Origin of the sequence: Gimesia sp., from assembly GCF_048260065.1 — a bacterium.
Taxonomy (GTDB): domain Bacteria; phylum Planctomycetota; class Planctomycetia; order Planctomycetales; family Planctomycetaceae; genus Gimesia.
The window spans coordinates 72,526-98,077 of the sequence record NZ_JBLXHC010000017.1; the positions used below are offsets into that span (position 1 = coordinate 72,526).

At 49.3% G+C, this 25,552-nt stretch carries 21 protein-coding genes; 7 read left to right on the forward strand and 14 right to left on the reverse strand.

Going from position 1 to position 25,552, the window contains the following annotated elements; all coding sequences use genetic code 11:
* The first annotated feature begins 190 nt into the window (after positions 1–190).
* Positions 191–1,699, forward strand: a complete 1,509-nt coding sequence (locus ACN0YN_RS25285) for a sulfatase-like hydrolase/transferase (protein ID WP_417387813.1) — start codon at positions 191–193, stop codon at positions 1,697–1,699.
* Positions 1,700–1,716: 17 nt separating this feature from the next.
* Here the strand turns inward: ACN0YN_RS25285 and ACN0YN_RS25290 are convergent, their stop codons facing one another.
* The 4 genes from ACN0YN_RS25290 to ACN0YN_RS25305 form a co-directional block, all read right to left on the reverse strand.
* Positions 1,717–4,617 (reverse strand): PQQ-binding-like beta-propeller repeat protein, encoded by a 2,901-nt coding sequence (locus tag ACN0YN_RS25290; protein ID WP_417387814.1) that lies wholly within the window; start codon positions 4,615–4,617, stop codon positions 1,717–1,719.
* Positions 4,618–4,703: 86 nt separating this feature from the next.
* The gene (locus ACN0YN_RS25295; protein ID WP_417387815.1) at positions 4,704–5,363 is read right to left on the reverse strand and encodes a hypothetical protein; all 660 of its coding nucleotides are present in this window, start codon (positions 5,361–5,363) and stop codon (positions 4,704–4,706) included.
* A gap of 10 nt (positions 5,364–5,373) precedes the next feature.
* Complete coding sequence (gene trpS / locus ACN0YN_RS25300; protein ID WP_417387816.1) at positions 5,374–6,354, reverse strand: tryptophan--tRNA ligase; 981 nt, start codon at positions 6,352–6,354, stop codon at positions 5,374–5,376.
* Positions 6,355–6,449: 95 nt separating this feature from the next.
* The gene (locus ACN0YN_RS25305; protein WP_417387817.1) at positions 6,450–7,388 is read right to left on the reverse strand and encodes a dihydroorotate dehydrogenase; all 939 of its coding nucleotides are present in this window, start codon (positions 7,386–7,388) and stop codon (positions 6,450–6,452) included.
* A 697-nt stretch (positions 7,389–8,085) separates the two neighbouring features.
* On the opposite strand from ACN0YN_RS25305, the gene ACN0YN_RS25310 reads away from it, so the two are divergent.
* Positions 8,086–8,367 (forward strand): hypothetical protein, encoded by a 282-nt coding sequence (locus ACN0YN_RS25310; protein WP_417387818.1) that lies wholly within the window; start codon positions 8,086–8,088, stop codon positions 8,365–8,367.
* Here ACN0YN_RS25310 and ACN0YN_RS25315 read toward each other — a convergent pair.
* Positions 8,364–8,810, reverse strand: a complete 447-nt coding sequence (locus ACN0YN_RS25315) for an HU family DNA-binding protein (protein ID WP_002647650.1) — start codon at positions 8,808–8,810, stop codon at positions 8,364–8,366. The genes ACN0YN_RS25310 and ACN0YN_RS25315 overlap by 4 nt on opposite strands.
* A gap of 604 nt (positions 8,811–9,414) precedes the next feature.
* Positions 9,415–9,846: a YkgJ family cysteine cluster protein gene (locus ACN0YN_RS25320; RefSeq protein WP_417387819.1), complete on the reverse strand. Its 432-nt coding sequence runs from the start codon at positions 9,844–9,846 to the stop codon at positions 9,415–9,417.
* A gap of 164 nt (positions 9,847–10,010) precedes the next feature.
* Between ACN0YN_RS25320 and mobA the strand changes: the two genes are divergently transcribed.
* Complete coding sequence (gene mobA / locus ACN0YN_RS25325) at positions 10,011–10,661, forward strand: molybdenum cofactor guanylyltransferase (RefSeq protein ID WP_417387820.1); 651 nt, start codon at positions 10,011–10,013, stop codon at positions 10,659–10,661.
* A 33-nt stretch (positions 10,662–10,694) separates the two neighbouring features.
* Here the strand turns inward: mobA and ACN0YN_RS25330 are convergent, their stop codons facing one another.
* The 4 genes from ACN0YN_RS25330 to ACN0YN_RS25345 all read right to left on the reverse strand — a co-directional run bounded on the left by ACN0YN_RS25330 (position 10,695) and on the right by ACN0YN_RS25345 (position 16,978).
* Positions 10,695–12,446 carry an ArnT family glycosyltransferase gene (locus tag ACN0YN_RS25330; protein ID WP_417387821.1) on the reverse strand — a complete coding sequence of 584 codons (1,752 nt, stop codon included), beginning with the start codon at positions 12,444–12,446 and terminating at the stop codon, positions 10,695–10,697.
* A 429-nt stretch (positions 12,447–12,875) separates the two neighbouring features.
* Positions 12,876–13,316 (reverse strand): hypothetical protein, encoded by a 441-nt coding sequence (locus tag ACN0YN_RS25335; protein ID WP_417387822.1) that lies wholly within the window; start codon positions 13,314–13,316, stop codon positions 12,876–12,878.
* Between the two features lie 29 nt (positions 13,317–13,345).
* The gene (locus tag ACN0YN_RS25340) at positions 13,346–14,869 is read right to left on the reverse strand and encodes a 2-isopropylmalate synthase (RefSeq protein ID WP_417387823.1); all 1,524 of its coding nucleotides are present in this window, start codon (positions 14,867–14,869) and stop codon (positions 13,346–13,348) included.
* A gap of 387 nt (positions 14,870–15,256) precedes the next feature.
* Positions 15,257–16,978 carry an NADPH-dependent assimilatory sulfite reductase hemoprotein subunit gene (locus tag ACN0YN_RS25345; protein ID WP_417387824.1) on the reverse strand — a complete coding sequence of 574 codons (1,722 nt, stop codon included), beginning with the start codon at positions 16,976–16,978 and terminating at the stop codon, positions 15,257–15,259.
* A gap of 325 nt (positions 16,979–17,303) precedes the next feature.
* Between ACN0YN_RS25345 and ACN0YN_RS25350 the strand changes: the two genes are divergently transcribed.
* Both ACN0YN_RS25350 and folD read left to right on the forward strand, forming a co-directional pair.
* Positions 17,304–17,795, forward strand: a complete 492-nt coding sequence (locus ACN0YN_RS25350) for a phosphatidylglycerophosphatase A (RefSeq protein WP_417387825.1) — start codon at positions 17,304–17,306, stop codon at positions 17,793–17,795.
* 67 nt (positions 17,796–17,862) lie between these two features.
* Complete coding sequence (gene folD, locus ACN0YN_RS25355; protein WP_417387826.1) at positions 17,863–18,732, forward strand: bifunctional methylenetetrahydrofolate dehydrogenase/methenyltetrahydrofolate cyclohydrolase FolD; 870 nt, start codon at positions 17,863–17,865, stop codon at positions 18,730–18,732.
* A 130-nt stretch (positions 18,733–18,862) separates the two neighbouring features.
* On the opposite strand, the gene ACN0YN_RS25360 is transcribed toward folD, so the two are convergent.
* Positions 18,863–19,132 carry a hypothetical protein gene (locus tag ACN0YN_RS25360; protein ID WP_417387827.1) on the reverse strand — a complete coding sequence of 90 codons (270 nt, stop codon included), beginning with the start codon at positions 19,130–19,132 and terminating at the stop codon, positions 18,863–18,865.
* A gap of 1,659 nt (positions 19,133–20,791) precedes the next feature.
* Between ACN0YN_RS25360 and ACN0YN_RS25365 the strand changes: the two genes are divergently transcribed.
* Complete coding sequence (locus ACN0YN_RS25365; protein ID WP_417387828.1) at positions 20,792–21,877, forward strand: hypothetical protein; 1,086 nt, start codon at positions 20,792–20,794, stop codon at positions 21,875–21,877.
* An 87-nt stretch (positions 21,878–21,964) separates the two neighbouring features.
* On the opposite strand, the gene ACN0YN_RS25370 is transcribed toward ACN0YN_RS25365, so the two are convergent.
* Positions 21,965–23,227 carry a dipeptidase gene (locus tag ACN0YN_RS25370; RefSeq protein WP_417387829.1) on the reverse strand — a complete coding sequence of 421 codons (1,263 nt, stop codon included), beginning with the start codon at positions 23,225–23,227 and terminating at the stop codon, positions 21,965–21,967.
* Positions 23,228–23,471: 244 nt separating this feature from the next.
* Here ACN0YN_RS25370 and ACN0YN_RS25375 point away from each other — a divergent pair, with 244 nt between their 5' ends.
* Complete coding sequence (locus ACN0YN_RS25375) at positions 23,472–23,717, forward strand: putative signal transducing protein (RefSeq protein WP_417387830.1); 246 nt, start codon at positions 23,472–23,474, stop codon at positions 23,715–23,717.
* A gap of 6 nt (positions 23,718–23,723) precedes the next feature.
* Here ACN0YN_RS25375 and ACN0YN_RS25380 read toward each other — a convergent pair whose 3' ends face one another.
* On the reverse strand, positions 23,724–24,293 hold the full coding sequence (locus ACN0YN_RS25380; protein ID WP_417387831.1) for a class I SAM-dependent methyltransferase: 570 nt from the start codon (positions 24,291–24,293) through the stop codon (positions 23,724–23,726).
* A gap of 2 nt (positions 24,294–24,295) precedes the next feature.
* Positions 24,296–25,351, reverse strand: coding sequence for an NAD(P)/FAD-dependent oxidoreductase (locus tag ACN0YN_RS25385; protein WP_417387832.1), 1,056 nt, complete (start codon positions 25,349–25,351; stop codon positions 24,296–24,298).
* Positions 25,352–25,552: the final 201 nt, after the last annotated feature.

The window sequence follows — 25,552 nt, forward strand, 5'->3', positions numbered from 1 at the left end:
AGCGGTTGTTTGAATTTTCTCGAAAGCATCTGTTATTCTAGAACGCATCCCATTTAAGTATAGCGTCACTCAATCTAATCTACTCGGGCCAAACAACCCTGGAAACGCTATAGTAAAACTGGACACAGTCTAAATAAGCCATCAGTTATACCGAATGTATCCTTTGTTGAAATAGTACGGAAGAACAGCCATGAGTCAGAATCAGTGCCAGCACAAGCGTCGTTTTATTTTTAGAATTATCGGTCTGGCTTTGCTGGTTTGTCTGTCAACGACAATCAGTCTCAATGCAGCTGAAAAAACGCCTCCCAATATTATTATGATTGTCAGTGATGACCAGGGGTACAAAGATCTGGGCAGTTTTGGCAGTGAGGAAATCATTACACCTCATCTGGACCGTCTGGCAAAAGAAGGGGCAAAATTAACCAGCTTCTATGTGACCTGGCCTGCCTGCACTCCCAGTCGGGCCAGCCTGTTAACCGGTCGCTATCCACAGCGAAACGGAATCTATGACATGATTCGCAATGAAGCACCAGACTATGGTCACAAATATAAGCCGGCAGATTACGAAGTCTCCTTCGAGCGGATCGGCGGAATGGATGTGCGTGAAAAGTTACTTCCGGCATTACTGAAGCCGGCAGGATATGTCAGTGCGATCTATGGGAAATGGGATCTGGGGATACATAAACGGTTTCTGCCTCTCGCCCGAGGTTTCGATGATTTTTATGGATTTACGAATACCGGCATCGACTACTTCACTCATGAGAGATACGGGGTGCCCTCGATGTATCGTAACAATCAGCCCACGGAGGAAGACAAAGGCACATATTGTACGTACCTGTTTCAACGGGAAGCGGTTCGTTTCATCAAAGAGAATCATCAGAAACCATTTTTTCTTTATCTTCCTTTCAATGCACCGCATGGTGCCTCCAGCCTGGATCCGCGGATTCGAGGCGGTGCCCAGGCTCCTGAGAAATATAAAAAGATGTATCCGCACTTGAAGGATACGCTGGTGACAAAGAAGAAAACGGGACGCTACGAATTTCGGGAAACTCCGGATGGACCAGTGATCAATCAGGGAGTTTCCTCCAGTAAAAGGCGACTGGAGTATGTGGCCTCCATCACCTGCATGGACGATGCGATTGGTGAAGTCCTGGGGCTGCTTGACGAATATCAGATCGCTGACAACACCATCGTCGTCTTCTTTTCAGACAACGGGGGGAGTGGCGGGGCGGATAACAGTCCGCTCAAAGGCAAGAAGGGGATGATGTTCGAAGGGGGGATCCGCGTCCCCTGTCTGGTGCGCTATCCGGCGAAAATTAAACCGGGAACAGTGAATGATGATTTGCTGACTTCTCTGGAACTGGTCCCCACATTTCTCAAAGCAGCCGGGATTCCTCTGCCTGAAGAGATCGTCATCGATGGCTACGATATGCTGCCCGTTCTGATGGGGAAAACTGCTTCTCCCCGCAACGAAATGTACTGGCAGCGCCGAGCAGATAAAGCGGCTCGAGTTGGCGACTGGAAATGGGTTGAGTCGGAAAAGGGGAATGGCCTGTTTGACCTCTCACAGGATATCGGCGAGAAACACGATCTTTCGCAGACGCATCCTGAAAAACTGAAAGAAATGAAGGCCCATTTTGCGAACTGGAAAAAACAGATGGCCGATGCAGAACCTCGAGGTCCGTTCCGTGATTATTAATTCCTGAAGTGCCTGCGTCAGGGTTTTGTGAGTAGTTCCTGTTTTCGGGAAGGGAGTTCCACAATGGAATCGACTGGCAGGCCCTCTTCAATCAGTTCCAGCCCGCAGAGCACTGGCTCTCCCGTCTGAGCGGTTAAGATGAGGTTGAATTCATGATCCAGTTGGATTTGTGAAAACTCTCGTACCAGTACCTTCTGGCTGGATTGTGTTTCCTGAAAAATATCGAGCTGGCTGATCAGAGGTTTTCCATTGAGCGAAATATCGAAGACCCGCTGCCCGACCTTCGTAAACTCAGGTTCTCTGAAATAGAGCCGTACCGTGTAGTTTCCCTTCTTGATTTGATTCAATCTGATCTCACGGACCCCGGTGATACCGGAGGCACCGACCCACGGCCAGCCTTGTCCTCCTTCAATCCAGAGAGAATGCTCATAGAAAGCTTTCAATGTTTCAGGAGCGAGTTTCAGATCAAGTTCCGGAGAAGGGCCACCTACGCTCGGAGTATCCAGCCAGAGTGTGCCTTTGTCGGTCATACGATCGCCGGGCGCACCAAAGTTCAAACCAACGCGATGAATCTGCTGTACCTCACTTTTCCCCCAGACCATCCATTGCTCGTGAGTCTCGGGCATGGAAATCAAAGAGAGTCCGACCGGCAGGGGATAGCTGCAGGTACATCCCTGGAAATAATAAGGGACGTTAAGTAGTCCATTGGCGGGGACGATGCTGTTGGTGCAGCCCGAGCGGGGACCACTGATATGAATCGTTCCACTTTCAACGCGCTTGTCGTAAAACGCTGCTGTTCCGGAACGCATGGTGTAGAGGTAGCTGTAGTCGACACCACCATCGCAGCCATAGCTCTTGGGGAAAGCCCGTGGTTCTGTTTTGCCAGTGAGTGGGTTGGTGCGTTCGCCGATGACGGGAGGCGCCGGGCTCCAGTCATTTTTCTGATAAGGGGGACGATACTGACTGGGTTGTTTCTGGGTCTGGTCCAGCGTTGGTAGTTCTGTGGTCAGTAATTCCGCCTGGGTGGCATCCAGTTTTCTTCCCGTATAGACGTCAGCGAACTGGGGGGCGAGTAATTTGTAGGGGGGGCGAATTCCGGCGGGGTAACCCTGCCAGTATTTTGAATGCGAAATCATGACTCCGTCAAAAAACAATGGTTGAGGAGCACGTTTAAAATTTCCCACGCTGTCGTCATACCAGAGCACTCCGACAGGCGCTTTCACAAGTTCATCCGGACTGGACCAGCCTCCGGTATAATTGGATGATCCGGGGATGGCGCCGACTTTTTCAAATATCGAATAATCGTCAATCCGTGAGATTTTCACCTGAGAGAGCGTCTTGAACTCCGCGACCATTTTTTGATGGTCTGCTTCAGAACTTTTTACGATCAGTCTGCCACCGTAGGGGCGAACTGATGGATAAAGCTGGTTGACCAGGTCTGAGTAGGATTTGTGACCAGAATAAACGGGCTCAGCAGCGATGATCGTCTGAGCAAAGTAAGCAGGGAGTTCCAATTCATTCAGCGAATCAGAGAGAAAAGCCAGTTTTGAACTGGGGTTCCCACGTTCGCGATAGAGTTGACGCAAGGAATTGATCATTCCGCTATGATTCTGAAGAAAAATCACATGCAACTGTGAGTGTGTCAGTAGTGTGTTGAGCAGACTGGCATCAGGCATCCCTGCCATGAAGACATAACCACCCGCCTGAAGCTGGTCAGAAAACATCGCCGGCAATGGAACGTTTTGTGGCTTTTCGGATCGTTCTGCGGTTACTTTCAGAATGGTGGATTCATAAGTGACGGGAGTCGTTTTCTCCGGGCCCAGACAATAAATACTGCCTTCGAGAGTGACGGCGATCAGATAATCTGCAGCAACGAGCAGAGAGTGGATTGTGCCTTCTACTCCCGGGATGGGGGTCTGATACTTAAGGTTCTGGTCACCGAGATGAATCTGCTGCCTGAGCCCACGTTTTCCATCGGGCCCGTAGTTCTGGCCATTTTCATGACGGGCGGAATTGACGTCGCGGTCGAATTGCAGGACAGGTGTGGTGACCTCTGTTTCGCCTCGTCGCGCTGCCTTGCCGGCGGCTGTAAACCAGCCTCCTGGTGTGCGCCCCGGTTTGGGTAATTCAAACTCAATCAGTTTTCCCGTCTGTTTATTCAGTCGAGCCGGGAACGCGGTACCACAGGGAACAATCAACTCGTTGTCGGAGATCACAAGGTAGCCCTGTGGTGTCACGCCTCCAAAAGCTTCTGCTGCATGGGGGTGTTGCCCATACAGGAATCCCAGGCGATCATTCACCCATTTGACGTTTCCGGTTGCTGTATCGAGGGCATAAACAAATACGCCTTCGAAAGGCCAGACTCCTGCTGCAAAATAAACCGTGTCATTTTCGATGACGGGGCCTCCCCGAACCGGCCAGACAGAAATCAGCCGTCGATTACCCAGAATCAGCCGCCTCGAAGGAACGCCTCGAAATTTCCACTGCAGTTCTCCGGTCTGAGCAGAGACTGCGTAGAGACAGCCGTCATCGGAACCAAAATAAACAGAGTCCTTCCAGGCGACCGGGGCAAAGCGAACGGGGCCATCTGTCGTGAACTGCCAGAGTTGTTTTCCCGTTTTGAGATCAAGGGCAGTCACACTGTCGGTGTGGGAAGAGCCGTAAAACAGAATGCCGTCTTTGACAATCGGTTCATATCCGGCGTCAAACTGCAGTCGTTCATTTTTGAATGCCGGTTCCAGTTGCGGAAGTCGATGTACCCACTGCAGGTGGAGTGACTCCGGCAGTTTCTGTTCTGTGTGTGCGGAACGGGCTGGGTCGAGACGCCACATCGGCCAGTCGCTGGCTCTGACTGCTCCTCCCTTTAGAGCGATCAGCAGAATCAACAGCAGGGATACTCTCAAAGCAGGACAGTGCATTCAGCCAGACCCTTATCTGGAAGGAGTGATAGCAGTTGAGAAAGCGGTATCTCAGAATATCAGGCTATCAGGTGTGACAGCCCGATTCAACTCTCGTCCAGTGGGGAAGCTTGCTCCGGGGAATCGGGAAATTTTGGGCGAGGTACCTGGAAGCTGGCCCAGATAGCTGCCGCGCAGCAGAGTACCAGTTCGATCAACCAGAACAGTTGAGGCCAGGGAGTCTCCAGACGGGCAATCGAGGAGATGCGATGTTGCAGGTACGATGAAATTGCCAGTAATTGCTGTTCTTTGTCTCTTCGTTCCTGTTTGGCGGCTTCAAACTGCTTGAGAAATTCTTCGTGTTGTTTGCGAGAAGCGGGATCAGCAGGCGGTTCGCCTTTTGCGAGCGTGTGCTCCAGCATCAATGAAGTCTTGTCCATTTTGAATTGCTGCAGCGTTGCCTCTTTGTAGCGCTGATGAGACAGATAGAGGACCAGCGACTGGCCAAAGACCGTCAAGCAGAGAATTGCGACGAGCAGAGACCGCTTTACGGAAAGCCCCAGTTTGAACGCCAGTGTCGTCAGGAGGGCACCGGCAATCATTCCATAAACGACGGAAAAGACGAGCAATAACTTCAGGCGTTCTGGCAGATGGACCGCCAGGATTGACAGCGCCGTGATCAAGACCAGGCCGATACAGAACCATTGAATAAATCCGGATCTGGAACTGGTTGACTCGGGTTGGGATTCTGCTGACTGATCCATCATACTGTCAGTTTCATTTTGCTAAGTGTTTTGAACCCAGACCACAGGCAGCCTGAACCCGGTCCAGTACCTGTTTCCCTTTTTCCCTGGCCTTGCGGGCACCTTCCGCCAGAATATCATTCAGGGTATCGGTGTCTGCTGCAAGCTGTTCTCTCCGTTCTCTGGCCGGGCCGAAGTACTCCAGAGCAGCGTCCTGCACAGCCTGTTTAGCTTCTCCATACCCCATGCCCCCGGCACGGTAGCGTTGAGCCAGTTCCGCTTGCTGCTCTTCACTGGCAAAGAGTCTGTAAAGGGCATAGACAGCACAGGTCTCGGGATCTTTAGGATCTTCCAGAGCAGCTGAGTCGGTCTTGATCGACATGACTTTCTTGCGCTGTTTTTTGGGATCCTCAAATATTTCAATCACATTTTTATAACTCTTGGACATCTTCTCGCCATCAATGCCAGGCACCTTGGCGGACGTATCCAGAACGCGCGATTCGGGCAGGATCAGCGTTTCACCAAACAGCGAATTGAAGCGCTGTGCCAGGTCGCGTGTGACCTCGACATGTTGAATCTGATCCTGTCCAACAGGAACCAGATCACTGTCATACAACAAAATATCGGCTGCCATCAATACAGGGTAAGTAAACAGCCCTGCATCCGCGGCGATCCCTTTTTCTTTCTTATCTTTGTAGGCGTGGCATTTCTCCAGCAGGCTCATCTGAGTGATTGTCATCAGGATCCAGGTGAGATCGGTCACTTCGGGAACGTCTGACTGGCGGAACAGGGTGGCTTTCTGAGGATCCAGTCCAAGCGCCAGGAGATCAATGGCCGCTTCCTGAGTGTTTTGTTGTAAACGTTTGCCATCCCGGATCGTGGTCAGAGCGTGCAGGTCAGCGATGAAATAGAAAGCCTGTTCATTATCCTGAAGATCAATGTATTGTTTGATCGCGCCAAAATAATTTCCCCAGTGGAAACGGCCCGTCGGTTGGATTCCAGATAGCACTCGCATGAAAGGATTTTCTATATTGTTTTTAAAACTATAAGTAATTTGACTGTGAGTATTTTGATCGGCGGTTCTGAATCTAAACAGAAAAGTAAGCTGTGCTATCGTTCTGGATACTTCAGCGAGCCAACAAGTTCACTGATATGAGAGCATTTTTCGGAAACGAGAATCTCTTCCAGCTCGCTGACCAGCTGTGCCGCGAGGCCCGGATTGTAAAAGTTAGCGGTCCCAATTTGAACGGCTGATGCACCAGCGACGATGAATTCCATGACATCATCAATGTTGGCAATGCCACCGACTCCAATAATCGGAATGTCAACGGCACGAGCTACCTGACAGACAACTCGTAATGCGACTGGTTTGATCGCGGGGCCACTGAGGCCTCCAAAAATGCCCCCCAATATCGGTTTGCGACGGCGCCAGTCGATGGCGGTTCCCTGTACGGTATTGATCAGAGAGACCGCATCTGCGCCACCTGCAGTAGCAGCCTGTGCGATTTCAACGACGCTGGTAACGTTGGGGGTCAGCTTCGCGATGATCGGTAACTGGCAGCTTTCCGTAACCTGCTTGAGCATTTTTTCGGTCAGTTCCGGCTGGGTGCCATAATCGACGCCACCGCTGACATTCGGACAGGAGATATTCAGTTCGAGGGCGGCGATCTGATCCTTAAATTGATCCAGCCTGGAGGCCATGACGGCCATTTCATCAATACTGCGTCCGGCAATATTGACGATCAGGGCGGTTTCAAGCGAGGAGAGGTAATTCAGATGTTTATCCAGAAAGAGATCAATTCCGTCATTGTCCAGACCAATCGAATTAAGCAGGCCGGCACTGGTCTCCACGGTACGGGGGGGAGGGTTCCCGATGCGTGGCTCGGTGGTGATCGTTTTAGGGATAATGCCTCCCAGGCGGGAAAAATCCAGGAAGGCTGACATTTCTTTGGCGTACCCAAATGTTCCCGAGGCTACGAGAATGGGATTTTTGAGATGCAGGCGGTTCAGGGTAATCGCCAGAGGGTCCGTTTGGGTCGGGGCGTTCATTCAGTCAGGTCCATGTAGCCAGCGGCTACGTGATCATTCAGTTTAATCAAAACGAAGTCAGCCAGATCAGCTGTCAGGCTCTTCTGAGGTCTGTTCTCAAACCAGGGCACGATTAAGTCAGGGCGGGTAATCCGCTGAATCACATCTTAGCGTTACCGGATGTTGAGAACCAGTTAAGTGGGACAGGAAAAGAATGATCCCCATAGCAGGAAAAGCTGCCAGGAACAATTTCCAGGCAGCTTCTGAGTATTTAAGCGTCAGTCAGTTTAAATGGAGTCGATCCAGTCAAACGACTTGCGATAATGTCCCCGAGCTTTGAGTGCTAAATAACACCACCATGGGTACGGTAAGGGGTCGCCACATCAGGCATGTCGAGGCCCCAGATTCGTTCCCAGATTTTAGGAATGTGCCGCATACTTTCTGATTGGAAAATCAATTGACGAGCACGATCATCTCGTGAAGATGAGTAGATAGGAACCACACATCCAACCTGAGTGAGGGATACTGCAATTAACATGCTGGCCAATAGGAACTTACGCATTTTTTTCTCCATGATATGGTCGTGCCATATTTGCTGGTCTTGATCCCAGGCAACGATCCCTTAATTCAAACCATTGAATGAAAGGCATCAAACCGATATCGAAGGGGTTAAAGTGCTGAATTGTGAAGAGAGGAGGTTGGAGAGGCAGGATTATAAATGCCGCTTTTAATTTCCTCTAGGTCGTTTTATCGACATTCAGATCAGGTGACTTTGGTAAAAAATGCGGATTATTCCAATTATTTTGGTAATCCGAATGAAGCTGGTGGTTTCAATTATCAAAAGAGCCGTTTTTTGCTGGTGTCAGGTGGCGCTTGTTCACTTTTGAAAGTCAGCCCGGAAATAAAAAAGCCGGTCTGTTTGTGTACCTCAAAACAGACCGGCTATGATGAATTTCATACCAGTTCTTTCAACAATAAAGTCTTGGGAGAGCAGATCTAAGGAGTATGTTGAGATCCTGAACTGTAGGAACCGTTGTTATAAGTTCCCATAGAAGGTGCTCCTGGCGTGGCACCTGGGCTCGGTGGAGCTGGAGGTGGGGCCGAAGCTGCAGGGGGACTCACTGAAGGTTGAGAAGCGGCAGCATTTAAGCGGGCTGCTTCTTCCTCCAGATTCCGAACTCGTTTCTCCATCTCCTTACCAGGTTTGAATGTGACGACGTATTTTTCTTCAACGTCCACACGATCACCTGTGCGAGGATTTCTGGCTTTCCGCGCTGCTCGTTTTTTGACTTCAAAGACGCCAAAATTGCGGAGTTCAATACGCTTGTCTGTAACAAGTGTATCAACAATCGCATCGAACGTTTTTTGCACAATCTCTTTTGTTTTGAGTTGTGTCAGACCAATCTCTTCCGAAATCACTTTGACAATCTCTTTTTTCGTCACGACTGGGTTCTCCCAATTTTGAGAAGCCGTCGGACAGCTACGCCCTTCCGCTGGGCACTCTAGAGCCGTCTCAACTGTAATGGGTTACACGACTTAGTGTCACAATAGATTATTTCCCACAATTGAACAGTAAGTCAAGACCGATCTTTGGTCACAGCTTTGAAACGGTGTCGTATTAGACAAGAATTCACTAAAACGAGGTAAAACAACAACAGCAGTTTAAATTGAACTTTGTCCGAATTCTGTTGGTGGATAATTGTTGTAAGTATTTATATATAATGACTTACGATTAATTGCATGTCGAGGCGGAGCGAGGTTCTGGAAAACTCGCAGTCTTGTTATTGTTCCCAAATAATAACATGGATTTTTTTTTACAATCTTCAGATGAATTTGGAAAAAGAGGGGCTGAAACTTCGGATCCATGGAGATTCAGTGTTCCAAACTCTTTAAAAATACATACTTAATAAACGGCATTTGATAGCGAGGCGGAAAGAAAATTGCGTGCCTGAGAATTGACTTGGAGTTGAGTGTGCGATTCGGTTGAGGGTGATTCTAAAATCATCCTGAGGGATTTGTGATCTGTAACGTGATTTAATGCTGGGCGTTACAAGTTTGTTTTTGCAGCCTGTGTCTGTATCTCTTCAAAGCTGACAAAATTTCCCTTACCTGCGCCCGGGCAGTCCGGAGAAAGTGCCTCCCAGCTCTCACGGCTTTCCAGATTGGAATTCCAGAAGGGCCAGGTTTTACATTGAGCTGGTCGTGCTTCGTAGATCGTACAGCAGCGCTTTTGCGGATCGAAGAAAGTACAATCACCGTTGGCATATTCAGTTAAGGAACGTCTTCCGCCATACAGACGCGTATGCATCAACAGGATTTCTCCTGTCGTTTTTCCCGTTAATTCTGCAATCGCCTTGATTTCCGTCTCATCAACCCAGACAACACCAGGCGCTCCCGTACAACAATTACCACATTGAGTGCAGGAAAAGTGAAGGCCATCACGATACCATGGTTCCTGTTCAGAATTTTGATCACTCATTATTCAATTCACTTCACGTTAAATTGTTAAACTGTAACTAGATCGCATCACATTTAACCATAGCGTCTGTCAATCCAATATACTCGATCCAAATGGACCTGGACACGCTCCAGAAATAATGGACACAGTCTAAGATGTTTATTTTGTAAGTGACTCGGGTGAGTATGTCAAATACAAACAACCAGATCAAAGTCGGCGGGGTCATTCTTTGTGGAGGCGAAAGCTTGCGAATGAATTATCCCAAAGCGTTGTTACCGTTAGGGCCAGAGCTGATGCTACAGCGCGTGATTCGAATCGTGTCTGAGGTTGTGTCTCCTGTTATCATCGTGGCTTCCCGAGACCAGGAATTGCCGGACATCCCGGATTCGGTTCGCGTTGTCTTTGATGAAAAGCCGGGAGCCGGGCCACTTCCGGCAATTGCACTGGGACTGCGTGAACTGGAACTCAATTGTCAGGCTGCTTTTGTGTCTGCCTGCGATACGCCTCTGATACAAAAAGACATGATCCACGCCATTCTCTCAAAACTGACAGAGCATGATCTGGCCATGGTCAGGGAAGGTCAATGGTATCATCCACTTGCCGCTGTCTACCGGACATCATTGGCAGGAATGATAGAAGAAATGCTGGAAGCTGGTCTGCAACGTCCAATTGATCTGGCAGAGCGTGCCAACAGTGCATTTCTGGATGTGGAAGAGTTGAAACGTATTGATCCCCAGTTACGAGGACTAAGGAATATCAATACCCGCGAACAGTATTTTGAATTACTTCGCGACTCCGGGCTGGAAGCAACCACCCGTGTTCCCTTTGACGCGTGAAAATCCTGCGTTTCCGTTTCTGTATTGAATATATTAAGGGGCGAGCATTCCTCGATTGGCCTGCCTCACAGCAGTCTGCCAGCGGTCGATATCCTCCGCAGTGAGATCATAAAAGTTGATCGAATAACCGAGTTGCGCTTTAGGTTCAAAAAACCTGAAAAAACCCAGCGCATCGTGTTGCAGGTTATAACGGCTGCCATCCTGTCTTCGGAGTGTATACGGGCGCCCCTGCAGAATACTGACGCTAAGGGCATATTTCCCGGGGACCGGGCGAAACTCAGCAGGTAACTCGTATTTGATGCCCAGTTTACCGGGATGAATTGTGCCAAAATAAGCCAGCTTCAGGTCATCAACCGGATGCCGTTTCAGGTAGTCTTGCAGTCGATACAGATCCTGACCCCAGTCGATGTTCGAATCGACAAGATGACTATCTCCCAGTTCGGGTCCGCCTGCCAGTTCATTAAAGTAGGCCAGGTGATCTGGTGCATACCGGAGAGAGAGTGGCAGAGAAAGCATGGCAATGATGATCAGATAGGAAAGTATTTTATGCTGATCGAAATCGAGCTGATCAATCAGGGGAGCACACAACAGAATCAGGAACGGGAAGACTGGCAGAACATATCGCAGGCCCAGTTGATTGTTGGACAGACTGGCAATGCAGAGTAGAAGCACAACAGGTGTGAGCAGGACGGCCAGAGTGCGTCGGTCGAGTAAGCGGGGCTGCCTGAACCAACTGTAGATAGCAATCACGATCAGAAACTGAAAACCGTGGGGCAATTTGTAAAGCATCACATAGAGGTAGTACGAGCGAAAGCCATGTTCCTCCCACTGATTGTCCAGAAAAGTAGGATGTGATTGCTGCATGATAAAACGCTGAAGATCAAAACCCATCAGATAATCGCGGGGAATGGGCAGTGGCATGATCTGCAGGAATTCAGGTAGTGCTCTCAGTGCTTTTAATTCAGAACTTTGAAACTGAAAACTGCTCACAGGCTGTAATGTAGCATGGAACAGATAACCGGCATTCAGGATGAACAGGCTGGACAGTACGAGAATTCCCCAACGGAGTACGACTGTTTTTCTGGCTGGTCGATCCTGGACTTCTGGATTTTGATACCTCACGAGAATCCACTGGATGAGTAGTATGGGCACTAACAGAATCGCCGTATACTTGGTGAGTTGAGCCTGACCTAAGACGACTCCTGTCACCAGTGCCCACTTCACGGAGGGCGAATACGCAAACTTCCAGCCGCAGTAGAGCACGGCCAGAAAGAAACCTGTGATTGCCAGATCCTGAGTTCCCAACGCGGCACTGGCCAGGATATTGGGGCTCAGCACCCACAGAAAAACCGCGAAACAGGCTGCCAGAGAATTAAACAGCTCGCGTGTCCAGACTGCCAGCAACAGACCAGATCCACAAGCCAGTAACAGGATCATACAGCGACCAAGAAAATAGTAATGCTGATAGTTTTCCGGGTTTGCTTCCAGAAAGGCATCGCCATAATCGGCCGGGTCAGATGAAAGTTCCGGCGATCCACTCTTCGCAGCGGTCAGCAGTAAAGGAAGTGCAGACCAGCTGCGAATCAACGGCGGATTGAGCCGATCATAGTCGAAACGGCCTGTTTCCAGGCTCAGAAATCCGACGGGCAGGTGCCAGTATTCATCATGAGTGACACTCAGCTGTCTTGCGGAGTACAGTCCCAGGCAGAATTGAAATAACAGTAGAAAACCGATCACGGACCAGAAGACTGGCGGGCGTTTTAAGTTTTTCTGTATGGGAAACATAACCGACCGGAGACTGAGATAAGCAGGATACCTGAAACATCTGAAAGTTCGATGATATCCTGATCAGAATCGATACGGAAGGGTACTGCGATCGCAGCAGGGGGCGTTGGTTAATTTAGAATTTCTATCGGGCCTGGGCAGTTGGTTTGAAACGGCTTACCCTCCAGCCAATTTAAGACGGGCGTCATCACTCTGGCTGGAGGGAAGCATCAGTTCGCATTGAGTCTCGAAAGAAATTCCGTTGAGGTTTCAATTCGACAGGCATCCCCCGATAACGCAATGCTTGTGCCAGAGGTGTGAAATATCTCGCTTCGCAAAAAAATGCTGTTTTTCAGCTGGAAAAACCGATTCAATGAAATCGACAGGCGATTTTGCCCTTGAGCAAGGTCGGATTATGCGACACACCTGTCTGTTTCATGAACAGGGGACTTAGTTCTGATTCATCCAGGATTTTATATCGAGCGTCACATCGCGCATGATGATTTTCTGTTCGGGAACCGCCTGATAGAAGTGCAGTTCTGCCTGCTCGTATTCTTCCAGAGTGAGGTTCTCGGAAGCAATTTCCAGAATGCGTTCGGTCATCTTTTGAATTTCCTCATCCTGTTGATGTGGATTAAAAGAAACCGCCATGGTGACGCGGAAGGTCAGCGGATTTTCCTGTTTTCCCTTGAGTCGTCCCCCCTCAACACGGGGGCGCGAGTGGGGGAATGCTTTTGCCAGCGCATTTTGAGTATCGGCGAACTGATAAGTATTGATCGTCTGGAATACATACAACGATCCTGACATCAGTAAACCGAAGATGATCAGGCCGAGAACGATGGTTCTGCCTTTAAAGTTTCGGGATACTGATTCAGGATCGTGAGTGGTCATTTGGAGCTTAAGTTGATTACAGAGCGTACTCAGTTTTCCAGTTTTGCTGCAGCTTTGTTGATGGCCTGCAGATAGGCTTTCGCGCTGGATTCGATAATGTCCGTACTGACGCTGCGGCCGGTGAATAATTCGCCGTTAATGCGAACTTCCACACGCACTTCTCCCTGGGCGTCCTTACCGCTGGAAACACTGCCGACATGGTATTGATCCAGTACTGCAGTGATACCTGAAATACGTTCCAGAGCACGGAAAACAGCATCTACGGGGCCATCGCCGGTAGCAGCATCACAGTGGATTTTGCCTGTTTCATCTGCCAGTTCGATCGTGGCCGTTGCGATAGTACCCGTCCCGGCGGAGGTGTGGAAGCGGGCGATTTTCCATTTCTCCGGTGCATCGGTGACCTGATTTTCAATCAAAGCCACGATGTCAGAATCGTAGATTTCCTTTTTCTTGTCTGCGAGTGCGATAAATTCATTGAAGATGCGTTCGAACGTTTCATCGTCCAGAGTATGTCCCAATGACTGGATTCGATCGCGAAATGCATGACGGCCACTGTGTTTGCCGAGAACCAGATTGGTACCAACATAACCAACATCTTCCGGCGCCATGATTTCATAAGTCGTGCGTTCCTGCAGGACGCCATGCTGATGGATGCCGGCTTCGTGAGCGAATGCGTTTTTTCCGACAATCGCTTTATTGCGTTGGACAGACATCCCCGTCACCGTCGAGACCAGATGGCTGATCGGATACAGGCGTTTTGTATTGATATTTGTGTGCACGCTGTAATAGTCCGCACGGGTTTTTAAAGCCATTACGACTTCTTCCAATGCACAGTTTCCAGCCCGCTCGCCTAAGCCGTTAATGGTGCATTCAACCTGACGGGCTCCAGCTTCCACAGCGGCCAGACTGTTGGCGACGGCGAGTCCCAGGTCATTGTGACAGTGGGTGCTGATAATGGCCTGATCAATGTTGGAAACGTTATTTTTGAGTGTGGTGATCACATCATGGAAATGGGCAGGTGTCGCATAGCCGACTGTGTCGGGTATATTGACTGTGGTGGCTCCGGCTTCGATGGCCCGCTCCACCACTTCACAGAGAAAGTCTTTCTCGGTGCGGGCGGCGTCTTCCGGAGAAAATTCGATATCCGGGCAGTAATCCCGGGCACGTTTGACCATTTCGACCGCTGTCTCCACGATCTGTTCTTTATTCATTTTCAATTTGTGTTCACGATGAATGGAACTGGTGGCGAGGAAGACGTGAATCCGCGATTGTTTTGCTTCTCTCAAGGCTTCCCAGGCTCGGTCAATATCCTCTTTACGGCAGCGGGCGAGCGCACAAATGGTGGTCTGATCGCCGAACTCGTTAGCAATTTTTTGAACTGCTTCAAAATCGCCGGGAGAGGCAATCGGGAAGCCTGCCTCAATGATATCGACCCCCAGCTTGACGAGTTCCCGGGCGACTTTCATCTTTTCCGAGGTGGTCATACTGCAGCCAGGCGACTGTTCACCGTCTCTCAAGGTGGTGTCGAATATCTTTACTGTATCATTGGACATTGGTTTTCTCCGTGAGTCAATTTCCGCTCCCGATCAGGGGGCTAATGAGAGACCAGAATAGTACCAGCAGGCAAAATAAAAAACCCTGAGGCCGATCTGGTCTCAGGGTTTCGCTGTTTTTGATTAACAATCGTACAAAGAACCTAAGACCTGGCTCGTAGAAGCAGGCTTCGTAGCAGGTTCAGGTTTAGTAGATTGTGTACTTGCATTACTTTTTGATTCTTCATCTGCATAGAACGGGGCGGTCTGGACCGCCTGATTTCACTGACAATTTACCTGCTCAATCGACCATGGTCAACCCGTTGTCGATTGAATTTGTCAAAATCAAAGACAGCTCCGGCGGGCAGAGGTTCAGTAAAATACTCCGCCGGAACTGGATTTCTCTGATTATTTAGCAGCCAGTCCAGCTTTTTCCTGTAATGCTTCTTTTCCCATTCGATGACAGAAGTCACCAAAGGCTTCGCCGGGCTGACGTTCTTCTTTGAAGAACTCCAGAATCGGTGACAAGCGGGGCGTGACTTCTTCCAGAGGGACGAGGTCGTCATAAATGAAGGCCAGTCGGTTTCCCAGCGAACTACCGCCCAGAAAAACCGTATATTTGCCAACAGCTTTGCCAACCAGTCCGATATCCGGAATATATGGACGGGCACAGCCATTGGGGCAGCCAGTCATGTTGACGGAGATCTTTTCATCTTGCAGGTCCAGACGGTTGAGTACTTCTTCAAATTCTGTAATCAGATCGGGCATGACCCGTTCGGACTCTGTAATTGATAAGCCACACATGGGAAGTGCCGGGCAGGACATGGAGAAGCGACGAATGAGTGTCAGTTCATCTGCTCGTTTCATACCGTGATCTGACAGGATCTGTTCGATACCTTTCTTGTCTGCGGGATCAACGTCACAGAAAATTACACTTTGCTTAGCAGTGATCCGGGCATTCAGTCTATATGTTTCGAAAATTTTTCGCAGACCAGTTTTGATCCTGAGATTTCCTTCGTCTTTGATGCGTCCGTTTTCGATGTTGACGCCGAGGAACAACTTACCATCCCCCTGCTCATGCCAACCCATATGATCGTCTATGCCGGTCACTTGCACGTCGCGTGGGTCTGCAATTTCAGAACCGAAGTACTCAGCAACTTTTTCGCGGAATTTCTCAATCCCCAGATCATCCACCAGATATTTCATACGGGCCCGTTTCCGATCTTCGCGGTTCCCGAAATCACGTTGAACTTTGACGACCGATTCCGCGACTGCCAGAACCTGATCGTTGGGAACAAAGCCAAGTGGTTTGCCCAGAGCGGGGTAGGTGTCTTTCTTACTCGGTGTGACTCCCATACTACCACCCACGTAGAAATTGTAGCCGATGATTTCATCGCTTTCGACAATTCCCAGCAGGCCGATATCCTGAGTAAAGATGTCCACACAGTTGTCTTCCGGCAGTGCGATCCCGATTTTAAACTTACGCGGCAGATAGGTCTTACCATAAATCGGTTCTTCAACTGGCTGGAAATCCGCCTCGTTGGTTGTATTGCCATTTTCGTCAGTAACCCACAGATCAAAGTAGGCAGTGGTTTTGGGTCGCAGGTGTTCAGCAAGGGCATATGCCATATTCTGCATTGCATCGAAGACCAGGTTGTTCTTGTATGGTGCAGGGCAGGCCATCACGTTACGATTTACATCGCCACATGCGGCCAGGGTGGTCAGTTTGGTCTCGTTGATTCCCTTGATGGCGGCGCGCAGGTTGCCTTTAATAACGCCGTGCAATTGGAAACCCTGGCGAGTGGTCAGTCGCACGGTTCCATCGCCGTATTTATCACAGAGATCCAGTTCCGCCAGAAATTGATCAGCGGTGACTTTACCACCCGGGACTCGGGTTCGGATCATGCAACTAAATGACTTTCCTTTGGGGGTTCCGTCTGGATTCTTGGCTTTTCTCAGGTCACGGTCGTCCTGCTGGTAGGTACCATGATGCTTCAGGAGTTGCTGAGAATCGCCAGAAAACTGGTCGCTTTCGTTTAGCAGTTCTTCAGCAATAGTTCCGCGCAGCTGGTGGCTGCCTTCTTTGAGTGATTCAAGCTTGGAAAGCTTGGGGCCTTCGGGGGATGTCATATTGGTTTATCCTGATTGATGTAATCGAGGAGCCATCCTGAATTATTCTTCACAAGAAGTGACTCAAAATGGCAGGGTAGGTTTCATTGAGTCTTACTGGAAATTTTCGTCTGTCAGGGTACGATTGATACAGGAAATGACGAGCTGCCTTCGAGTTACGAGATGCACCCGTTTGACAGTCAACGCATGACTTTAGGTTGACTGTCTATATTTACCCCGGAAAAAACACTTCAATATAAAGTATAAACGCTTTAGATTATCTTGAATAGTGACATTTTTCTGATTACGCAACACAGAGAATCAACTGCCTGGTCAATTACCATAAATGAGAAATTTAAAAAAAGTTACAATTTTGCTCCTCGCAAGGGGACTGGGGACAGGGCTGGCTCCCAAGGCCCCTGGAACATGCGGAAGTCTGCTGGGGCCTGTTCTGGTTTTGGGACTGATTTGGCTGCAATTGTCGCTGTCCGTCTATCTGATAGTCTCTGTGCTGATTTACCTGCTCGGCGTCTATCTCTGTGAGCAGGGGGCGCGTCTTCTGAAAAAAGAGGATCCAGGTGAGATTGTCATTGATGAGATCGGGGCATTTACAGTGGTCATGCTTCCTGTCTTGAACAGGCCATTATCTGCTGACTTTTTCTGGGTTTCTGTCATAGCATTTCTCTGGTTCCGCCTGTTTGACATCTGGAAACCCTGGCCGGTTCGATATTTTGATCGGATCCATGGGGGCTGGGGAATCATGTCTGACGATTATGTCGCCGCGATTTATGCCGCGATTTGCCTTTACGTGACATTAATTCTTTTGGGGTGGTTTTAGATTTTATTCTGATGCGTTATCTTGTGATCTGATCAGGAATTTCCCACATTTGGAAGGATTTGTCAGAGTGTCTGCAGAGATTATCGATGGAAAAGCATTAGCTGCCGCATTTCGTGAGCAGATCGCTGAGGAAGTCAATCAGTTTAAAAGTGAATCGAATGTCGTCCCTCATTTAACGGCTGTCCTGGTCGGGGATGATCCCGCCAGCGCCGTCTATGTTCGAAATAAACAGAGAGCCTGTGAAAAAGCGGGGATTCAGAGCACTCTGAAACGATTGCCAGCCGAAACAACTGAAGCTGAATTGATTTCGATCGTCGAAGCCTTGAATGCCGATCCCGGAGTTCATGGAATTCTGGTCCAGCTTCCGCTTCCGAAGCACGTCAATGAAACGGCGATACTGGATGTGGTCCATCCGTTAAAAGATGTGGATGCGTTTCATCCGGAGAATGTCGGATTGATCGTGCAGGGCCGCCCCCGTTATCTGCCTTGTACTCCCTATGGTATCCAGCAGATGATTCTCTCGACGAAAATGGAAACGACTGGTAAACATGCTGTGATTTTGGGGCGAAGTGAAATCGTCGGAAAACCCATGGCCATGCTGCTGATTCAAAGGGGATTAGGGGCCGATGCCACTGTCACTATCTGTCACAGCCGGACACAGAATCTGAAAGAGATCGTCAGAACGGCAGACATTGTGATCGCAGCAATTGGAAAACCTGAGTTTGTGACCGCTGACATGGTGAAGCCGGGAGCTGTGGTGATTGATGTCGGTATCAATCGAGTCGACGATCGGCTGGTGGGGGATGTGGAATTCGAGGGGGTTAAAGAGGTCGCGTCTGCGATCACTCCTGTACCAGGTGGAGTGGGGCCGATGACGATTGCCATGCTTTTGAAGAATACACTGACAGCAGCCCGAATACAGTCTGGAAGTATTTAGGAACACAGGCAGTTTCAACAAATGTGCTCTATGAAATGATTCCAAGAGCGGAAAAACAAAGAAGCTCTCCCGTGATTTGGGAGAGCTTCTTGTATTCATGACTGATACGTAAGGTAGCAGTCTGGCTCAATTAAGGAGCTTTAGGATCAGCTGGCTTTGATTCTTCTGGTTTAGGCTCAGCTGGTTTAGCTTCTTCTTTGGGAGCATCAGCAGCTGGTTTTTCTTCAGCTGGTGTTGCTGGATCTTCTGCGGGTGCTGCTTTTTCATCAGCTGGTGTTGCAGGATCTTCAGCGGGTGTTTCAGCAGGCGCGGGTTCGGGAGTTGGGGCAGCTTTATCACCACATCCAACAGCGAATAATGTCAGTCCCAGCAACGTGAAGAGTGTCGAAAGTAATTTCATCTCTGTTCTCCATTTCTCGATTAGTAATCTGATCTGTCAGACTGAGAATCTGACAAATCGGGTTTAATTCAGTGTTATTTTGAAGGAAACCCTGTCATCAGGCCGGTTTTCACTATTCAAACAAGCCCCCCTGTCAGACATAAGAGGCCGGCTGTTGCAGGTTTATTCCCCGGAAATATGAAATTTCCAAAAAGTTTTCCGAAAGCTTGCACTTCTAAGCAAATTCTCGCTGAAGTGGGCAGATGAGATTGAGATTCACGGCAGGAACAGGGGCTAAGTCGCAGGAACAAAATGATATATATTGACTTTCCGATCTCACAGTCCTATCGTGATTACTGGAACGAGCAAATATTGTTCATGAAGACTCAGCAAGTGATTTTGATCACAAAGGGGAACCGTTAAAGTCCTCTGTTGATGTTGAGTATAAATCATTTGAAACGTCTGAGTTTTCGAAACTGCTGGTCTCTTTTTCGCCTGCCGCCAAATCTCTCACGATTAACAGACTCAGTCGCGAACAATATCAGTTCGATCCTGATTCTCCACGAGATGAACTTGTGATTGATCGGGCCTCAATCTCTGACAGCGTTTTTACAGTTCCCTGGTAGGTCGCGTTCTCGCTTTTTCGGAAGTCCTGCTGTTAGCCTTTGCCGGGACATGAGTCCTTTATACTGGCAGAAGACAATGCTTAATTATCAGAGACTGGTATTGGTAGTACCAAGTTTGAAACTCATTTGACAATTCTTCAGTGAATGTCGAATTGTTTTTATTTAACCAGAAACGGGATCGCCCGGATGCGAATGAGTTACCGTGTCCATGAGATCCCGTGTATGAGGTCGATCAGAAGGCAGTTGGTTTCATGATCGAACACAGGTGTTAGCGATGAAAAAATATATGAAGCAGACGGGTGTGATATTGGCGTTTCTGGCAATCCTGGCTTTCTATCAGGCTGATAGTTTTGCGCAACGGGGTGGAGGTGGCCGCGGAGGTAGCGGACACGGTGGCGGTGGCCACCGCGGTGGAATGTCTCGCGGGAGCGGCGGTCATCACAGGGGAGCGTCACGGGGAAGTTCTTCCCGAGGTAGCATTTCAAGAGGGAGTTCGCACATTGGAGGTTCTTCACGCTCGATACCTTCCAGAAGTCATTCATTTTCTCAACGCGGTTCTTCAGCACCGCGTCAGAGTGCTTCCTCGCGATCTTTGAATTCATCCTCGAATCGTACTTCCAGATCGGCAATGAAGCCCGGACAATCATTTGATTTCTCAAGAGGAAGTCAGTCCGGTACATCACGTCGTTCTGGTTCCATCACATCCCGTCAGGGAAGAGTGAGCGGTAACCCCGGGCTCAGCCCTGGAAGCCGGAGTCGAGGCAGTTCTGGATTTTCACATTTCAATAGTGGATCTCATAATCGGTTCAACAGTGGTTCTTCTCGGCGCGGAAATAATCCGGGATTAAACCCGGGAAGCAGTCGGTTTAGTTCCGGTAACCAAAACCGTATCGGAAGTGCTCACACCAATAGAAGCTCCGATTTGAGTTCCAGTAGATATCATCAGAGTTTTGGGAACCGTCACTCTGGTAATCCGGGATTGAGATCAGAGGGGGGCCGCCACGGTAACCGGGATCATCAAGTTTCTCATGGGCCAGGGCTACGACCCGGAGGAGTGAATCGAAATCGTGGAAATCACGCACGGCATGGAAACAACAGATACAATTATCGACCCGGTTACTGGTCTGGATATCGTTCACGCTATGCGTTAGGTTTTGGATTTGGTTCAGGCTATGGTTATGGATATGGCTACTATCCTTACTACCACTATCGCCGATACGGTTACAGCCCCTGGCTCTGGTCGACTTTCGGCGGTCTGACAGCCTGGGTTGGTTATAATAATCTGTATCCTGTTGGTTATAATTATTCACTCAACAATGGTTACATTTATAATAATGGAGTGCAGGTAGCTCCCGTGACAGACTATCAGAGTCAGGCTGATCAGATCATCGATAGCGTGTCTCCTCCAGATGATGCGGCTGACTGGATGCCGGTAGGGATCTTTGCCATTGTTCCCCAGGGGACAACTGAGGTGAATGTGACGGTGCAACTGGCCGTGGGTAAAAACGGTGCGGTCGCCGGTACTTATTTCAATAAAGATGGAAATATCACCTTACCACTTCAAGGTGCCATCGATGAATCAAAACAGCGGGTCGCCTGGAAGATCGGCGAAGAAGATCCGATCACCATGGAGACCGGACTGGACAGTCTGACCAAAGATAAATCGACCGTGATCATCTATTTTACCGGTGGGACTTCTGAAGTCTGGGATATGCTGCGAATTGATGAGCAGACTGCGAAGCTCGCGCAACAGGAATTACAGGTCGATGACTTGAAATATGAACTGTTGGCGTCGTTTCAGGAACTGGAACAGAATCTGGATGATGCCTGGAAGGATTATCTGGCTCTTCCGGTAAACTTCTCGGCAACAGGTCCAAATCCTTCTCTCGCAGAACTGGAACCGATTGTACAAAATTATCAGCAGATTCAGGTTGATTCCAAGTATCAGGTGATTACCAATCGTCAGGAATTCCAGAATACGTATCATTTACTGACCGATTATGTGAAAAGCCTGAAAGAACAGCAGACACTGGCGGTGCAGAAAAAACTGCCTGCACCTCCTCAGCTGTCTCCAACAGAGTCAACACCTCCGGTACTGGTGGCCCCGAAACCACTGGCACCGGTTCAAGCAGTCCAGTAATTCACAATCTGGAAATTCAGCTTTTAATGAAAAAACGCCCTGGCAACGGGGCGTTTTTTTGTGTCTCGGAGCTCATTGGCATACGAATCACTCTGCTGTCTGTTGGAGTTCATTCGCAACCTGTTCTGCTTGACGAAGAACTCGCATCAGATTCTGCCCCATGATCAACTTGATCTGCTGATCCGTGTATCCCCGATCCAGGAGCGCCTGTGTGATGAGTGGATATGTGGCGACATCTTCGAGTTGAGCAGGCAGGGTGGAGACGCCATCGAAATCAGAGCCGATACCAACGTGTTCCACGCCGGCGACTTTTACTATGTGGTCGATATGATCAACAACATCGTGGATCGTTCCCGGCTTCATTTTGTGGTCGTTTTGCCAGCGATTGTATTCCCGATTGTAATCCGTTTCATTGGGGTATTTCTGTTTGAGTTCCCGTCGCACCTGAAACATTTCAATCATCTGTTTTGCCGATTCGGGAACGACGAAACCGGAGAAGTAATTGACCATGACGACCCCGCCATTCTGTTTGACTTTGAGCAGGATCTCATCGGGAACATTGCGCGGATGATCGGCAATGGCTCTTGCGGAGGAGTGTGATGCTATGATCGGGGCTTTACTCACACGCAGAACATCTTCCATGGTTGCCGGAGAGACATGAGAAATATCGACCAGCATTCCCAGCCGATTCATGCTCAGGACCACTTCTTCTCCAAAAGGAGACAGTCCGTCGCTGATGGCGGTGTCTGTGGCTGAATCTGCCCAGTCGAGCGAATCGGAATGAGTCAATGTCATGTAGCGTACACCCAGACCATAGAAAACCCGCAGCAGTGACAACGAGTTCTCAATGGAATGGCCTCCCTCGACACCAATCATTGAGGCAATTTTGCCCGATTGATGAATCCGGTCAATGTCATCAGCCGTCGCAGCCATCTCGAACGTTTCAGGGTAGCGTTTAATCATACGGTGGATCAGATCGATCTGTTCCAGAGTGTAGTGCGCGGATCTCCGCTCTTTTTGGGTGTCAGAGGGGACGTATGCTGACCAGAATTGTGCGCCGACGTTTCCCTGTTTGAGACGCGGTATGTCTGTATGAAACTGAGGTTGAGGTTTGGCGATATCAGCCTGCTTGAAAGTTGAGGCTGCTTTTTCCCGCATGGTCCAGGGGAGATCATTATGTCCGTCAATCACCAGGCATTGCTGATGCAACTGTCTGGCGCGGTCTGTCAGGATGACCGGTTTGCGAACTGTCTTTTCGGCAGCCGGAGTTGATTGGGCTGCAGTCATAAAAACCAGTGCCAAAAGCAAACCCGGAATGAAATGCTGCAATTTTTTTGTGTCGATTCTCATTGATAATTTCCATTATACGCATAATGTAGTTCAGAAGAGTCACAGTGTACTTTTCCATCTGAGCGTTTTTCCGCTGAAGCTTGTGTTTCGTTTTAGTGTAGCGACTTCTGTGAAAATCCGGATTGATATTGATGTTAAAACGGATTCTGGTTAGTTTGAATCGGTACAAGATTCACTTGTGACTGACTGTTGAGCGCTCGATGCAGGGGTTAACACTGCTTCGATGGTTTGTCTGAGGATACTAATGATGAGTGAAAGCCTGGAAACAGTGTATTCGACCACGAATGCAATGGAAGCGGAATTTATTAAAATGACACTGGAAGGCGAAGGGATTCGCTGTCTGCTCGAAAATGAGCTGCAGGCTGGCCTGACCGGGATCTTTGAGATCAAAGTTGACGTCATGAGCTCGAACATTGATCGTGCCCGGCAGATCATAGATGAAATTCGTGAATCATCTGAGTCTCACGAAGATTCAGATGAAGAAGAATAACCGATATCAGGGTTCCAGCTTTCTGACGACAAACAGGCACGGGGCTGCTGCGGAATTCGAGCGGGCAAGAATGGTTTCCGTCTGATAGGCAGATGCTGATAACTGTTTCAGCCACTGGTCGATGGCGGCGGCTTCTTCGTCACCGCCAGGATGTCCCGGATAAGCCAGAATTGTCATCATTCCTCCGGGACGCAAAAACTTTTTTGCCGCTTCCAGAGCCGTCAGGGTTGATGTCCGTTGTGTAATCAGATTGTGGTCGCCTCCAGGCAGGTAACCCAGATTAAACATGATTGCGCCAGTTTCATTCAGGCATTCTGAGGGGATGATCTCGTAGAGCTGACTGTGATCGCAACAGATCAGTTCACACTGAAAGCAGTTCGCCTCAGCCAGCAGATCTGCCGTCTGTTTCAGTGCAGTTTCCTGGATGTCGATCGCATAAACCCGACCCGTGGAGCCCACCGTCTGGCAGAGAAAGCAGGAGTCATGCCCGTTTCCTGCGGTGGCATCAATGGCCGTTTCTCCCGGGCGGAGTACGGTAGAGATCAGTTCGTGTGCCTGGTCGGTTAAACGTGTCATATTTAAAAATTCAGTTTGCGGCTGAGGTCCAGCTGTTTTTCCAGCGGGACTTTACCTTCCAGAATATCTGAAAAATGATCTGCCATCCAGGGAGTCTGCAAACTTCCTTTCGAGGCAAAACCGTTGAAAAATCCAATTTGAGGCTGCTCGGGATGCAGTCCCATGATGGGTAATCTGCCTCGGATCACAGGCCGAACGGCGGCGCGATGATCGATGACTTCTACCGGGAGTTTGAGAAATTCTGACAGGCGAGAGCAGATTTCTTCCCTTCCAGCAGGAGTGGGTTCACAGTCAAGCTGCTCACGATGATAAGTCGAACCGGCACGGTAAAGGTCCTCTTTCCGGTGCGCTAACCAGATACCACGATGCACCACGCGTCGTTCCTTGAGCCCGGGGATTTTCAGAGTGAGTATTTCTCCTTTAGCACCTTCGAAAGGTATGGTTCTGAACCAGGGGTTGTGCTGGCTGCGAATGCCTTCGCAGAAAATAATCTTGTCAGCCTGCAGATTCCAGCGGGGGAGCCGGACATTGGTTGCTTGAAATTCCAGGTCATTAACCGGGTCTATTTCCGCCTGCTGAAACCAGGAGCGGGATTCGAAATAACGACGTGATGCATCCAGATAAAGAGGAACATCCAGTTGCCCGCCGATCATCTCAAAGCCTCCCCGGGAGATCTCGAAGGTCTCGGGATCGGCCAGTGGTTCGGGAACCGATACCAAATCAGGGAAATGCGTTTGTGAGCGCGCTCGATATTGTTCCTGCTCCTGTTCGGAAGAAAACAGACGCAGCATCGGCTTCAGTTCGAAAAAATGTGTATCGGTCTGCTGTTCCACACTCCGATAAAAGCGAGTCGCAAACGGCAGGAATTCATCGAGTCTCCAGGAGACAACGAGCCGCAATCCGGTAATGGGCGTGATGAGGCCCGCAGCAATTTTAGAAGAAGTGATCGGTTCGCATCGATCCAGAATATGGACGCGGTACCCTCTCTTGATCAGAGTCCAGGCTAAGGCTGTTCCCGCCAGGCCCTGACCAACAATGAGATAATCAGATTGGATCATGGTTCATTATGCAGTGTCGTGATGCCAGAGAAAGTTGTGAATCTCGGAAGAAGCAGGTCATATTAAGGGAAGCAGTCCGAAGTGACAATCACGGAAGTGGAACTATCTCGGAATCCTCAAATGAATCAATGCAGGCACAGAAATGGTGATTTATTAAGGAACTTGCTGGTTGTTTGTGACTATGTTCACGTAATGTGTTCT